We start from the raw sequence: 13,132 nt of genomic DNA, 5'->3' as shown, positions 1-13,132 counted from the left end.
AGGAACTCCCGCCACCTTGTGCACCGGTCGACCACCGAACTGGCCCGACAATGGTCGGTGGATGCACAAGGTCGATTCAGATGCGGCGACGGAGGAACCCGTCAGCCTGCCGCGCCGACCCAATGGTGGTAGGCGTTGAGGTCGACGTTGCTGCCGCACACGATGGTGACCACGTGTCGGCCGGCGAAGCGGTCACGGTCTTCGAGGATCGCCGCGATGCCGAGCGCGGCTGACGGTTCGACGACCAGGCCGGCGCGGTCGAGGAGTAGCCGCATTCCGGCGATGATCGACGCTTCCTGGACCAGGACGGCGTCGTCAGCGACCTTGAGGAGGTCGTCCAGGACGGCCGGGATGGGATAGCGGCCGGCGACGCCGTCGGCGATCGTGTTGGTGGAGTCGGTGGTGACGACGCGTCGTTGGTGCCAGGAGTGGGTCATCGCCGGTGCGCCGAGCGGCTGGACGCAGATCACCTCGATCTCGGGTGCCAGGGCCTTCAGTACGTGACCCACGCCGGTGGCCAGCGCCCCGCCGCCGAGCGCGATGAGCACGGTGTCGAACGATGGCGCGGTGTCCACGAGTTCCAGGCCGATGGTCGCGGCGCCCTCGCAGGTTTCGATGTCCAGGCTGTCTTCGAGCAGCCGGATGCCGTCGTACTGCGCGATGGCCGCCGCCCGCTCACGGGCCAGCTCGTGGTCGCCGTCGACCAGTTCCAGCTTGGCGTCCAGCGCGCGGATGCGATCAAGCTTGGCGACGGTCGCGAAGCGGGATGCCACGACGGTGACGTCGAGCCCGCGTCCGCGACCGGACCACGCGAGGGCTTGGCCGAGGTTGCCCGCGCTGGCGCACACCACGGCCCGCGAGCCGTTCTCCGCGAGCTGCGCCGCGACTAACTCTGTGCCGCGGCCCTTGAAGCTGCGGACCGGATTCGCCGTCTCGAGCTTGATGCTCACCGCGCACCCGAGGGCCGGCTCCAGCGCCTCACAGGGGTACAGGGGAGTGTCCAGAAAGATCGGGTCGATAACCCGCCGAGCCGCCCGAACCCGAGCAAGATCAAGCCGCGTCTCCAGCACGCGACAGGAGTCTAGCCGGGAGTACGCGCGGGTTAGTCGGTGCCGAAGGTGGAGGTCAGTTCTTCGGACCAGGGGAGGGTGATGGCGTTGGGGCCTAGGACTTGCATGGCTGACATGACGGTGAGGAGCATGCCGGTGGAGAGGAACTCGCGGGCCTCTCGCGGGGACGCGCCGGTGAGGTCTCGGATCAGGTGGTAGATGCCGCCGAAGCGGTTGCGGACGCAGTCCCCGATGGCTGGGTCGCCGCTGGCTGAGAAGCCGTGCAGGAGGACCAGCAGGAGCTCCGGCTCCTCCAGCAGGCGCTCGTAGTTGTGGCCGAGACTGCTCAGCTCGGGGGACTCCTCGGCCGCCTCGCGGAAGATCTGTTCGATCCGGTCGCAGACGGACTGTACGGCGGCCAGGAACAGCTGCTGCTTCGTGCCGAACAGGCGGATCACGTAGGGCTGGGACACACCCGCCATCCGGGCGATCTCGTCCGTCTTGGTGCCCTCGTACCCGGATGCTCCGAACGCCTGCACAGCCGCCCGCAGCACCTCCTCGCCCCGCTCAGCCGCCGTCAACCGAACCCTCGTCATAGATCTTCTCCTTCGCGTCCCTTGACATGTTATCAGTGGATGCATACTTTGGTCATCAACTTGTTATCAGTGAATTACAACTAGGAGCTTGAGATGACGCCGACCGCTCTCGATGAGCTGGACAAGGTCACACCGCCGGCCCGCCGCTTCGGGCTCGGCGCTGTGCTGGCCGCGGTGGGGATCCCCACCTTCATGGTCACGCTGGACAACCTGGTCGTGACGAACGCGCTTCCGGTGATCAAGGCCGAGCTCGGCGCGTCCCTGTCCGACCTGCAGTGGTTCGTGAACGCCTACACGCTGTCCTTCGCCGCCCTGCTGCTGACCGCGGCGGCGATCGGTGACCGGCTCGGTCGCCGGCGGATCTTCCTCGCCGGGATCGTCCTGTTCACGCTCGCCTCGGCGGCCTGCGCGCTGGCGACCGAGCCGTGGATGCTGATCGGTGCCCGCGCGATTCAAGGTGTCGGCGCGGCAGCCGTGATGCCGTTGTCGCTGACACTGCTGGCCGGCGCCGTACCCGAGAAGATGCGCAGCGCCGCGATCGGCATCTGGGGTGGCATCTCCGGACTCGGCGTCGCGGTCGGTCCGGTCGTCGGTGGAGCTGTTGTCGACGGCCTGAACTGGCAGTGGATCTTCTGGCTGAACGTGCCCGTCGGCGTGATCGCCGTACTGCTCGCCGCCCGCGTGCTGACCGAGTCGAAGGGTACGGCGAAGCGCCTGGACCTGCTCGGCTTGGTTCTGGCCACCGGTGGGGTGCTGTCGATCGTCTGGGGTGTCGTGCACGGTGCCGACGACGGCTGGACCTCTGCTGGAGTGCTGGGCTCGCTGGTCGCCGGTGTTGCGCTGCTGGCCGCGTTCATCGGCTGGGAGCGGCGGACCGCGGCTCCGATGCTCCCGCTGCGGTTGTTCTCGGTACGGGCGTTCAGCGTCGTGAACATCACCTCGTTCACGTTCTCGGTCGGTGTGTTCGGCTCGGTGTTCCTGCTGGCCCAGTTCTTCCAGGTCGTGCAGGGCTACAGCCCGCTGGAGTCGGGCATCCGGACGATGCCGTGGACGATGGCGCCGATGGTGGTCGCACCGATCGCCGGCCTGATCGTCGACCGAGTCGGGGCGCGGGCGCTGATCGCGACCGGGCAGGTGTTCCTCGCGGCGGCACTCGGCTGGATCGCGCTGATCACCACGGCGACGACGCAGTACGGCGAACTCGTCGTACCGTTCGTCCTGGCCGGGGTCGGCATGGGGCTGACCTTCGCCCCGGCCGCGAGTGTCGTGATGGCGAGCGCGTCCGACGCGGACCGCGGTGTGGCGTCCGGCACGAACAACACCATCCGTGAGGTCGGTGTCGCGATGGGCGTCGCCGTACTCGCGTCAGTCTTCGCCTCGGCCGGCTCCTACGAGTCCCCGGAGCGGTACGCCGACGGACTGGTCCCCGCGGTCTGGACCGGCGCCGCCATCGTCGCCGCCGGCGCGGTCGTCGCGCTCCTGCTCCCGGGCCGCAAACGCCTTACAGTGTGAGCGTGCTGGACGCTGACGACGTACGACGGATCGCGCTGTCCTTCCCGGCGACGGTGGAGAAGCAGCGGTGGGGACACCCGACGTTCGATGTCGCGGGGCGGATGTTCGTGACGGTGCCGGACGACCAGACGTCGTTCGCGGTGCGGTGTCCCCGGCTGGAGCGGGAGGAGCTGATCGCGGCGGAACCTCAGAAGTTCTGGGTTCCGCCGCACGAGGCGGGTTCGAACTGGGTTCGGGCCCGCCTCGCCGCGCTCGAGGACGCCGACGAGCTGCACGACATCCTGCTCGACTCGTGGCAGCAGGTCGCCCCGCCGGATCTAGCTGACGTTGGCGGGTGACGCCGCGAAGGTGTTGCAGCTGGCCGGATTCGCGTTGGTGAAGGACTTGCCCATGAAGCGGGCCTGGCTGGCCACGCTGCCGTGGTCACCCTGCTCGGGCTTGTCTCCGGCGGTGACGACCCACTTCTTCCAGACGTAGAGCATCATCCCGTTGATCGGGTAGCTGCGCTTGTTCGCGGCCAGGAAGACACCGGCGAAGCAGTTCGCCTGCAGTTCCATCCGGCGCGTCATCCGCATCTGGCCGGCGTAGTCGGTCTGCTCGTACCGCATCCGGCTGGACGCCTGCAGGATCCCGGTCATGTACTGCACGCTGTGCCCGTACTCGTGGGCGATCGACCGCGAATACCACATCCGCGCGTACGCCTTGGACTCCGCGTCCGGGTACTCGTTGTACGCCTTCACGAAGACGTCGACCTTCATGTACATCATGTGGTTCCCGGAGCAGTAGAACGGCACGTTGACCGGGCCGTCGCCGCACGGACTGTGCACGCTGGTGCCCGACCAGTAGAGCATCTGCGGCGCCGTGAACTTGTAGCCCGCCTTCGCCACCAGCGGGGCCCATGACTGGTCCAGGCAGGGCTTGAGCGCGGCCCAGTACGACGCCGCGTTCTTGGCGGTGGTCGGCCGGACCTTCGGCTCCTTGCAGTTCACGGTGCGCATCTGGCCGACGGTGTAGAGCGCGTTCTTGGCGACGACCGTCGCGTCGGACGGGGCCTGCGTCGGAGCTGAGGTCGACGACGTCGAGGTCGGCTCCTCGGTGGGCTGCTCGGTCGGCTCCGAGGTGGTGGTCGGCTCCGGCGTGTACCGGCGCGAGCTGACCGGCGGGGTGTAGTCGTTGTCGGCGTTCTTCTTGATCACACCGAAGATCCAGGCACCGACGACGGCCACCCCGACCAGGCCGAGAATGGCGACCAGCGGTCCCTTGGACTTCTTCTTCGGCCGCTGCGGCTGCCAGCCCGGCTGGAACCCCGGACCACCAGGACCACCAGGCCCACCCGGACCGGGCGGCCCGAAGCTGGGTCCCCAGCCGAAGCCCGGTCCCTGCTGCGGCGCCATCGAGGCCGGGCGGTACTGCGGCTGACCGCCGTACTGAGGCTGGCCCTGAGGCTGACCGCCGTACTGCTGTGGTGGCGGACCGTAAGAACCGGGTGGCGGGCCGTACTGGGCGGGTGGCGGACCCGGCTGCTGGTACGGCGGGTTCTGACCCGGACCGCCGTAGGGTGGCTGACTCAACCCCGTTCCTTTCCTCAGAATCGCTCGGCCACAGTATCGGCAACAAACAGGTCAGCCCTCCGCACCCCTGCGAGGTAGGGTCGGCCAGGTGACCGACGCACTCACGCCGAACAGCCCGATCGACCAGCTCGCCGACCGCTACCTCGAGCAGTACGTCTCTCTGCAGCCGGCCGCCGCGACCTTCATGGGGATCGCGGGTCACGACCACGCGTTACCGGACTACTCTCCGTCCGGCTTCGAAGGCCTGATCGAGCTGACCCGGCGATCGGTCGCCGAGGCGCGGGCGATCGAGACGAGCAGCCCGCGCGAGGAGGTCGCCAAGGACGCGTTCCTGGAGCGCCTCGGGCTGGAGCTGGAGACGTACGAGGCCGGCCTGCCGCAGCACCAGGTGAACGCGATCGCCTCGGTCGCGGCCGAGATCCGGCAGGTGTTCGACCTGATGCCGACGGCAACGGATCAGGACTGGGAGACGATCGCGATCCGGCTCAACCAGGTCGGTACGGCGCTGGACGGGTACCGCGACTCGCTGCTCGACCAGGCCGGGAAGGGCCGTGTGTCGGCGGTGCGGCAGGTGAAGGATCTGGCCGACCGGATCGCCAGCTGGACCGGCGCCGACGGGGACGACTTCTTCGCCGGACTGGCCGGCCGGGCACCGGACAGCGCGGTCAAGTCGAGCGTGGAGGCGGCCGCTGCCTCGGCGCGGAAGGCCTACGAGCAGTTCGGTCAGTGGCTGACGTCCGACCTGGCGCCGCGAGCGACGGAGAAGGATGCGTGCGGTCGCGAGGTGTACTCGCTGGCCTCCCGCAACTTCCTGGGCGCCACGATCGACCTCGAGGAGACGTACGCCTGGGGCTGGCAGGAGCTGGCCCGGATCGAGGCGGACATGCAGGCGATCGCGGCCGGCCTGAACGGCGGCGACCCCGGCATCGAGGCGGCCGCGGCCTTGCTGGACGACGACCCGGGCCGCAAGATCCACGGCAAGGACGCGTTCCGGGACTGGATGCAGCAGATGTCCGACGCGGCCGTGGCCGAGCTGGGCGGCACGCACTTCGACATCCCGGACGAGATCCGCATCCTCGAGTGCATGATCGCGCCGACCTCGGACGGCTCGATCTACTACACGCCACCGAGCGAGGACCTGACCACCCGGCCGGGCCGGATGTGGTGGGCGGTCCCGAACGGTGTCGAGGACTTCGCCACCTGGCGTGAGGTCACCACGGTCTACCACGAGGGCGTGCCCGGGCATCACCTCCAGTGCGCGCAGACGATGCTGCGCACCGACCTGCTGAACCGCTGGCAGCGGATCGCCTGCTGGGTCTCCGGTCACGGCGAGGGCTGGGCCCTGTACGCCGAACGCCTGATGGAGGAACTGGGCTACCTCGAGGACCCCGGCGCGCGGTTCGGCATGCTCGACGCGCAGGGGTTCCGGGCGGCCCGGGTGATCGTCGACATCGGCATGCACCTGGAGCTGGAGATCCCGCGGGACAACCCGTTCGGCTGGCGTCCGGGGGAGCGGTGGAACGCCGACCTCGGGTTCGAGTTCCTCCGCGCGCACTGCCGGATGGAGACCGAGTTCCTGCGGGCCGAGCTGAACCGCTATCTCGGCTGGCCCGGGCAGGCGCCGTCGTACAAGGTCGGTGAACGGATCTGGCTGCAGGCGCGCGAGGAGGCCAAGCAGCGCAAGGGATCCGCGTTCGACCTGCGGACGTTCCACTCCGCTGCGCTCAACCTCGGGTCGATCGGCCTCGACCCGCTGCGCCGGGCCCTCGCGAAGCTGTGAAGCCCCGGTTCGTGCTCGCGTCGGCGTCGCCGGCGCGGCTGAAGACATTGCGGGATGCCGGGGTCGAGCCGGAGGTCATCGTCTCCGGGGTCGACGAGGACCACATCACCGCCGAGAACCCGAGTGAGCTCGCGCGTCTGCTCGCGACCCTCAAGGCCCGGGCGGTGGTCGCCTCCCTGGACGACCACGCGACCGTGCTCGGGTGCGACTCGGTGCTCGAGTTCGACGGCGTCGCGTACGGCAAACCCGGTACGCCGGAGGCCGCGCGCGATCGGCTACGGACGATGCGCGGGCGGTCCGGCGTACTGCACACCGGCCACTGCCTGATCGACACCAACTCGAAGCAGGAACTGCGCGAGCTCGCGTCCACCACCGTGCACTTCGCCGACCTCACCGACGCGGAGATCGACGCGTACGTCGCCACCGGCGAACCGCTCGTGGTCGCCGGCTCGTTCACCGTCGACGGCCTCGGTGGTCCGTTCGTCTCGGACATCGAAGGCGACTACCACAACGTGGTCGGCCTCTCCCTGCCGCTCCTCCGCCGGATGCTCATCGAGGTAGGCATCCCGTGGCCCGCCCTCTGGCAGCCGTCGACCCGCTTCACCTACGACGAGTCCGTGGCTTCCACGTACGACGAAACCCGCGGCGGCACCATCCGCGCCCAAGCCGCCGCCCACGCCGTCCACTCCCTCCTCCCTGGCGGCGGGCGGGTGCTCGAGCTGGCGGTGGGCACCGGGGCTGTCGGCGCCGAGCTTGTTGCCTTAGGCAACCTCGTGCACGGGGTGGATCTGTCGGCCGCGATGTTGCGGCACGCGAAGATCCGGCTGCCCGGTCACGTCGCGGCCGCGGACGCGACCACGCTTCCGATCGCCGACCGCCGCTGTGACGCGGTCGTCGCGATCTGGCTGCTGCACCTGCTCGACGACAGCGAACCGGTGATCGCCGAGATCGCACGGATCCTGCGCCCGGGCGGAGTCTTCATCACCACCACCGACAAGACCGACGCCGGCCTCTACGCCGACGGACGCGTCCCGAACGAGTCCCGCGCCCAGGACGCCCTCACCCACCTGGTCGCCACCGCCGCCCGCCACGGCCTCACCCTCGACGGCGCCACCACCTTCCCCGGCCCGCCCCGCACCACCGACCAGACCCCGATCTACCCGCTGATCCGCTTCCGCCGGACCTGACGTGGAGATCACCACTATCAACGGCGTGCCCGTGCTGCGACACAGCGGGACACAGAGCCACACCGACATCACGCTGACGTTCGCCGTCGGTTCGCGGGACGAGACCCTGCGCACCATCGGTGTCGCGCACGCCCTCGAGCATCTGGTGATGCATGCCGTCCGCGACGTACCGATCGAGATGAACGCCGAGGTCGACCTGATGACGACCACGTTCGTCGCGTCGGGCTCGGCGGCCCGGGTGGGCGAGTTCCTGAACCGGTTGTGCCGCGTGCTCGCCGACCCTCCGGTGGAGCGCCTCGCGCTGGAGGCCGGCGTGCTGGCCGCCGAGGAGGGCAGCGTCGCGCATCCGGTGACGGCACTGCTGATGTACGTGCGGTACGGCGCGACCGGACCCGGCCTCGCCTGGCTGGAAGGTCCCGGGTACGACGGCCTGACGCCGGAGCACGTGACGTCGTTCGCGCGCCGGTGGTTCGTGGCGTCCAATGCCGTACTCCAGGTGTCCGGCCCGCTGCCGGAGAACTTGGAGCTCGCGCTCCCTGCCGGTCCCGCTGCGGATCGGGTCCTGCGGCCCGGGCGGACGTTCGACGGTCCGGCCGTGGTCGGGTTCGGAATCCCGGCGGCTGGTGTGCTGCTCACGCTGCCGCCGGACGACGACGTACGGCTGTCCACCTTGGCGATCGGCGTGCTGCGGCAGCGGGTCGAGGAGCAGTGCCGGCACGTCGGCGGGCACAGCTACGACGTCGACGCGGACCTGCTCGTGGGACCGGGTGGAAGCAGTGACTGGGTCGTGTACGCCGATGCCCGCGACGGCAGCGAGAAGGCGGTGTCGGCGGCGGTCGTCGAGGCGCTCATCGACCTCGCCGGGAACGGGCCGACGGCAACGGAGCTCGGGTACGCGGTCGCCCGCGCGGAGGAACGGATCGCCGCGGACGAACCCGAGCTGCGCCGGGCGTTCATGAACCTGCTGGGTGGGATGTTCGGCGAGCCCGAGCTCAAGCCCGTCGATCTGAACCGGCTGGCCGCGGTACAGCCCGCGGACGTTGCCGCCGTACTGAAGGCTGCGCTGCCGACCGCGCTCGGATACGCCGACGAGCACGCACTGGACCCGTGGCGGCAAGCCGGGTTCACACGTCAGGCGATCTGCCCGGTGGTCGCCGAGCTGCCGCCGGGTCGGACGTTCCGGCCGTCGCTCGCAGCGCGTGCGTTTCTCAAGGAGGCGCGGGCGATGACGTGGGTGCGCACCGACGAAGCGTTGGTACTGCGGGACGAGGACGGGGTGCACGCGGTCCGGTGGGACGAGATCGCCGGTGTGCAGCGCGGCGACGACGACAGCCCGACGATCGTCTTCGGGCTGAACGGCTGCTCGATCCCGGTGGACACCGACATGTTCCGCGGCGCCGGTGACCTGCTCGCCGAGCTGGGAGACCGCGTCCCGGCCGAGCTCTGGTTCGACGAGACCAAGCTCGGCCCGGCCGACCACTAGCGTCAGGCGGTCAGTCCGGTCTTGGCGTCCAACTGCTGGAGCAGGTCGTGCGCGGCCAGCTCCACGGACTTGTGCCGCCACTCCGCGGCTCGATACACGCAGGCGATCAGAGCAGTGCGGTGGATCCGGCGGAAATCGCCCATGACGAAGGCGTAGCGCGCCTTGGTCTCATCGCTCGGCCCCTCGGTCAGCCCGAGGTGCCAGGCGGCGTACTCGGCCCAGCTGTGCTTGTCCAGGAACGCGTTCTGGTCGTCGGCCCGGGGCTGCACCTCACCCCAGTCGCTGTCGAGCACGTACTGCCGCGCCTCGATCAGCTTGCGTGCGTTCTCGACCGCCTCGGCATTGACCTCGTAGCTGGCCATACAGCCAGTGTTACGGATGGGCGCTTGCGCGCCAACGACCCGGGCCGGGGTGGAACGGCGTACGGGCGTTGCGCCAGTAGGTGGCCCAGTTGTTGGCTCGCTCGGGTTCGGGAGCGGGCGCTGGGGCAGCCGCGCGGGCGGCGATGACCGTGACGAGAGCTGCCAGCTCTTCGGGAGTGGGGTCGCCCTTGACGACCTGCAGGATCGGTTCGGCCTTCACAGGGGGATGTTCCCATGCTTCTTGGGCGGCAGGGTGTCGCGCTTGGTGCGCAGGAGGCGGAGGCCGCGGACGATCTCGGCGCGGGTCTCGCTCGGCTTGACGACGGCGTCGATGTAGCCGCGCTCGGCCGCGATGTACGGGTTCGCGAGGTGGTCCTCGTACTCGGTGACCAGCTGCTGCCGGCGGGACTCCGGGTCCTCGGCTCCGGCCAGCTCGCGGCGGTAGAGGATGTTCACCGCACCCTGTGCGCCCATCACCGCGATCTGCGCGGTCGGCCAGGCGATGTTGATGTCGGCGCCCAGGTGCTTCGAGCCCATCACGTCGTACGCGCCGCCGTAGGCCTTGCGGGTGATCACGGTGATCATCGGCACCGTCGCCTCGGCGTAGGCGTAGATCAGCTTGGCGCCGCGGCGGATGATGCCGTTCCACTCCTGGTCGGTACCGGGCAGGAAGCCGGGCACGTCGACGAAGGTCAGGATCGGCACGTTGAACGCGTCGCAGGTACGGACGAACCGGGCCGCCTTCTCGGACGCGTCGATGTCCAGCGTGCCGGCGTACTGCATCGGCTGGTTCGCGACCACGCCGACCGGGCGGCCCTCGACCCGGCCGAAGCCGACGATGATGTTCGGCGCGAACAGCGTCTGCACCTCGAGGAACTCACCGTCGTCGACGACCGCCTCGATCGCGGTGTGCATGTCGTACGGCTGGTTCGGCGAGTCCGGGATCAGTGTGTCCAGCGCGAGGTCGGTCTCGGTGAGCTCGAGGTCCGCGGGAGCGTCGTACACCGGCGGGTCCTCGAGGTTGTTCTGCGGGAGGTGACCGACCAGGGCCTTCACCCACTCGATCGCGTCCTCCTCGTCGCTGCCGAGGTAGTGCGCGTTGCCGGACTTGGTGTTGTGCGTCCGGGCGCCGCCGAGCTCCTCCTGGGTGACGTCCTCACCGGTGACGGTCTTGATCACGTCCGGGCCGGTGATGAACATGTACGACGACTCGTCCACCATCACGGTGAAGTCGGTGACCGCCGGGGAGTAGACCGCGCCGCCCGCGCACGGGCCCATGATCAAGGAGATCTGCGGGATCACGCCGGAGGCACGGACGTTGCGGCGGAAGATCTCGCCGTACAGGCCGAGGCTGACCACGCCCTCCTGGATCCGCGCGCCGCCGGAGTCGTTGATGCCGATCAGCGGGCAGCCGATCTTGGTGGCCAGGTCCATCACCTTGAGGATCTTCTCGCCGAAGACCTCGCCCAGGCTGCCGCCGAAGACCGTGAAATCCTGGGCGAACACGCACACCTGGCGGCCGTCGATGGTGCCGAACCCGGTCACCACGCCGTCGCCGTACGGGCGGTTGCCGTCCAGGCCGAAGCTGGTCGACCGGTGCCGGGCGAACTCGTCCAGCTCGGAGAAGGAGCCCTCGTCCAGCAGCAGCGCGATCCGCTCGCGGGCGGTCTTCTTGCCGCGGGCATGCTGCTTCTCCACCGCGCGCTCCGACCCGGCGTGCACGGCCTCGTCGAGCCGGTGCTCGAGGTCGGCGATCTTCCCGGCAGTCGTGTGGATGTTCACCGTCTCTCCCATAAGCGGGCAGCCTACGCGCCAGTACGGCGTACCGGCGCTGTGATGTTCCCCGCAACAGTCCCGCTGAACCGTGTCACCGATAGGTTCCAGCCGTGGCGGACGCGAATGTCGACAAGCTCATCCGCAGCATCAACCGGCTCGTGGTCGAAGACACCGGCGGCGTGTCGCTTGCCACCGCTCGCGACACCGCGTCTGATGCAACGGCTGCTGCCGCAAGGCGGCGCGGAGATGCTCGGGCTCGATCCCAAGCCTCCACTGGCGTACGACACCGTGGCCGCGCGGACGATTGCCGTCGGCATCAGTGGGCGGACCGGTACGGGCGAGGACGAGATCCTGACCGAGATGGCGGGCGCCGGCCGAGGTGCGGCCGGGCTGGCCGGAGCACGGCTGCTGATGCGATCGCGGCCGGGGTTCGCGCAGTTGGCGGAGGCCGACCAGCGGGCGATCGTGGAACGCGTCGCGGCTGACCCGGCGGTTGCTCCGGTGCGGAAGATCCAGACCTCGGCTGCGGCACCTGGGTCGGTCCGTGGCGCCCCGCAGGAGCAGAAAGGGGTCGGGCCTCGATCGGTGAGGTCAGCTGGGGCCGACGGCGAAGATCTTGGTGAGGCGGGCGGCCAACGCGAGGTCGCCGCGGACGGAGAGGCGTTGCTTCAGCACGGCCAGGACCGGGTCCTCGTTGCCTGTGACGACGCGAAGCAGGGTCGTGGGATCGGTGCGGATCGAGATGTCCGCGGGTTCGGGGTGATCGGCGAGCACCGTGCAGCGGCCGTCGCGGATCCGGATCCAGTGCTCGTCCACGTCCTCGGGCCGACCGTCCCCGCCGGCCCCCGTGATCTGCCAGGCGACGACTGCGTCGAACCCGGCGGCCCGGGCGGGGCGGAGATACTCCGGCATCCGGCGAAAGATCTCGCGCAACGCGATCTCTCGCACACCCCCGATGAGCCGATGCCGAAGCTCTCGCTCCGAGGTCCGGTCGACCAGCCGGGCCAGTTCCTTCGCGTCCAGCGTGGTGAGTCCTGCGGACTCGAGCCACACGGCACTGCCTCGCTCGGCCATCGCGACCACCCCCGGGCAGTTCCTACCAGACCGTAGGAATTTCCTACGATCTGGTAGGTTTGTCAAGTGGTTGAGGATTCCGAGAAACGCCGCCGGGCGGCGCATCTCGGGCCGGAACGCCGGCGCCCGATGATCCTGGACGCCGCCCTCGAGGTGTTCTCCGCCAACGGCTACGCCGGTACGACGATGCAGTCGGTGGCCGACGCGGCCGGGGTGACCAAGCCGGTCGTCTACGACTGCTTCGCGAACCGCGACGAGCTGCTGCTAGCTCTGCTCGGCCGCGAGGAGCAGCACCTGGTCGCCTCGATCGTCTCCGCGCTGCCCGCCGACCCGAGCGTCGGCACTCCCGAGGAACACGTCCTCGACGGCCTGACCGCCTTCCTCACCACGGCGGCGAAGAACCCGCAGTCCTGGCGGATCGTTTTCGGGGCGCAGTACGGCGCCGCACCCGCGGTGGCCGAGCGAGTCCGGGCCGCCCGCGCGTTCCTGGTCGAGGGTTTGCGCCTGACCCTGCTGCAGTCCCTGCCCGGCGTCACCGACCCGGACGCGAACCTGCCGGTCCTGGCCGAGCTGCTCGCCTCGATGACCGAGGCCTGCGCCCGGATGCTCGTCGTCGACGGCACCGATCGCACCCCCGTCGAGCTGGCCAAGGTCGTCTCCCAAGTCGTCGGCGGCGGCTTCGCCAACGTCTGATCTCCTTACTGGGAAGTAGCTGAGCGCAGGGTCACGATCAGCTTCCAGT

Annotated in this window: 13 protein-coding genes; 6 read left to right on the top strand and 7 right to left on the bottom strand. The window is 69.5% G+C overall.

Going from position 1 to position 13,132, the window contains the following annotated elements; translation table 11 throughout:
- Positions 1 to 101: 101 nt before the first annotated feature.
- Together AB0E63_RS10305 and AB0E63_RS10300 are read right to left on the bottom strand one after the other, a co-directional pair.
- The gene (locus AB0E63_RS10305) at positions 102 to 1,070 is read right to left on the bottom strand and encodes a pyridoxal-phosphate dependent enzyme (RefSeq protein WP_360363900.1); all 969 of its coding nucleotides are present in this window, start codon (positions 1,068 to 1,070) and stop codon (positions 102 to 104) included.
- Positions 1,071 to 1,102: 32 nt separating this feature from the next.
- Positions 1,103 to 1,645 carry a TetR/AcrR family transcriptional regulator gene (locus AB0E63_RS10300; protein ID WP_360363898.1) on the bottom strand — a complete coding sequence of 181 codons (543 nt, stop codon included), beginning with the start codon at positions 1,643 to 1,645 and terminating at the stop codon, positions 1,103 to 1,105.
- A 93-nt stretch (positions 1,646 to 1,738) separates the two neighbouring features.
- Between AB0E63_RS10300 and AB0E63_RS10295 the strand changes: the two genes are divergently transcribed.
- Together AB0E63_RS10295 and AB0E63_RS10290 are read left to right on the top strand one after the other, a co-directional pair.
- Positions 1,739 to 3,157 (top strand): DHA2 family efflux MFS transporter permease subunit, encoded by a 1,419-nt coding sequence (locus AB0E63_RS10295; protein WP_360363896.1) that lies wholly within the window; start codon positions 1,739 to 1,741, stop codon positions 3,155 to 3,157.
- A gap of 2 nt (positions 3,158 to 3,159) precedes the next feature.
- The gene (locus tag AB0E63_RS10290; protein WP_360363894.1) at positions 3,160 to 3,495 is read left to right on the top strand and encodes an MmcQ/YjbR family DNA-binding protein; all 336 of its coding nucleotides are present in this window, start codon (positions 3,160 to 3,162) and stop codon (positions 3,493 to 3,495) included.
- Here the strand turns inward: AB0E63_RS10290 and AB0E63_RS10285 are convergent.
- Positions 3,475 to 4,728: a neutral zinc metallopeptidase gene (locus AB0E63_RS10285; RefSeq protein ID WP_360363892.1), complete on the bottom strand. Its 1,254-nt coding sequence runs from the start codon at positions 4,726 to 4,728 to the stop codon at positions 3,475 to 3,477. The two genes, AB0E63_RS10290 and AB0E63_RS10285, sit on opposite strands and share 21 nt — an antisense overlap.
- Before the next feature lie 88 nt (positions 4,729 to 4,816).
- On the opposite strand from AB0E63_RS10285, the gene AB0E63_RS10280 reads away from it, so the two are divergent.
- The 3 genes from AB0E63_RS10280 to AB0E63_RS10270 are packed head-to-tail and all read left to right on the top strand — an operon-like array spanning position 4,817 to position 9,178.
- Positions 4,817 to 6,508, top strand: coding sequence for a DUF885 domain-containing protein (locus tag AB0E63_RS10280; protein WP_360363890.1), 1,692 nt, complete (start codon positions 4,817 to 4,819; stop codon positions 6,506 to 6,508).
- Complete coding sequence (locus AB0E63_RS10275; RefSeq protein ID WP_360363888.1) at positions 6,505 to 7,695, top strand: Maf family nucleotide pyrophosphatase; 1,191 nt, start codon at positions 6,505 to 6,507, stop codon at positions 7,693 to 7,695. Before AB0E63_RS10280 ends, AB0E63_RS10275 begins: the two co-directional genes overlap by 4 nt.
- 1 nt (position 7,696) lies before the next feature.
- A complete protein-coding gene (locus AB0E63_RS10270; protein ID WP_360363886.1) occupies positions 7,697 to 9,178 on the top strand; it encodes a hypothetical protein in 1,482 nt (493 codons plus the stop codon).
- Positions 9,179 to 9,180: 2 nt separating this feature from the next.
- Here the strand turns inward: AB0E63_RS10270 and AB0E63_RS10265 are convergent, their stop codons facing one another.
- The 4 genes from AB0E63_RS10265 to AB0E63_RS10250 all read right to left on the bottom strand — a co-directional run bounded on the left by AB0E63_RS10265 (position 9,181) and on the right by AB0E63_RS10250 (position 12,390).
- Positions 9,181 to 9,540 (bottom strand): hypothetical protein, encoded by a 360-nt coding sequence (locus AB0E63_RS10265; RefSeq protein WP_360363884.1) that lies wholly within the window; start codon positions 9,538 to 9,540, stop codon positions 9,181 to 9,183.
- Between the two features lie 10 nt (positions 9,541 to 9,550).
- A complete protein-coding gene (locus AB0E63_RS10260) occupies positions 9,551 to 9,760 on the bottom strand; it encodes an acyl-CoA carboxylase subunit epsilon (RefSeq protein WP_360363882.1) in 210 nt (69 codons plus the stop codon).
- Positions 9,757 to 11,334 carry an acyl-CoA carboxylase subunit beta gene (locus tag AB0E63_RS10255; RefSeq protein WP_360363880.1) on the bottom strand — a complete coding sequence of 526 codons (1,578 nt, stop codon included), beginning with the start codon at positions 11,332 to 11,334 and terminating at the stop codon, positions 9,757 to 9,759. Before AB0E63_RS10255 ends, AB0E63_RS10260 begins: the two co-directional genes overlap by 4 nt.
- Positions 11,335 to 11,907: 573 nt before the next feature.
- The gene (locus tag AB0E63_RS10250; protein ID WP_360363878.1) at positions 11,908 to 12,390 is read right to left on the bottom strand and encodes an SCP2 sterol-binding domain-containing protein; all 483 of its coding nucleotides are present in this window, start codon (positions 12,388 to 12,390) and stop codon (positions 11,908 to 11,910) included.
- A 66-nt stretch (positions 12,391 to 12,456) separates the two neighbouring features.
- On the opposite strand from AB0E63_RS10250, the gene AB0E63_RS10245 reads away from it, so the two are divergent.
- Positions 12,457 to 13,083 (top strand): TetR/AcrR family transcriptional regulator, encoded by a 627-nt coding sequence (locus AB0E63_RS10245; RefSeq protein WP_360363876.1) that lies wholly within the window; start codon positions 12,457 to 12,459, stop codon positions 13,081 to 13,083.
- The last annotated feature ends 49 nt before the right edge of the window (positions 13,084 to 13,132 follow it).

This window comes from Kribbella sp. NPDC026596 (genome assembly GCF_040638415.1).
Lineage (GTDB): Bacteria > Actinomycetota > Actinomycetes > Propionibacteriales > Kribbellaceae > Kribbella.
This window is presented reverse-complemented; position numbering and strand designations above follow the sequence as displayed.

What these genes read in the sequence shown, in the direction of transcription:
- AB0E63_RS10300 (WP_360363898.1), bottom strand. Translation starts at nt 1,645, where the DNA reads ATGACGAGGGTTCGGTTGACGGCGGCTGAGCGGGGCGAGGAGGTGCTG.
- AB0E63_RS10295 (WP_360363896.1), top strand. Translation starts at nt 1,739, where the DNA reads ATGACGCCGACCGCTCTCGATGAGCTGGACAAGGTCACACCGCCGGCC.
- AB0E63_RS10265 (WP_360363884.1), bottom strand. Translation starts at nt 9,540, where the DNA reads ATGGCCAGCTACGAGGTCAATGCCGAGGCGGTCGAGAACGCACGCAAG.
- AB0E63_RS10255 (WP_360363880.1), bottom strand. Translation starts at nt 11,334, where the DNA reads ATGGGAGAGACGGTGAACATCCACACGACTGCCGGGAAGATCGCCGAC.
- AB0E63_RS10250 (WP_360363878.1), bottom strand. Translation starts at nt 12,390, where the DNA reads ATGGCCGAGCGAGGCAGTGCCGTGTGGCTCGAGTCCGCAGGACTCACC.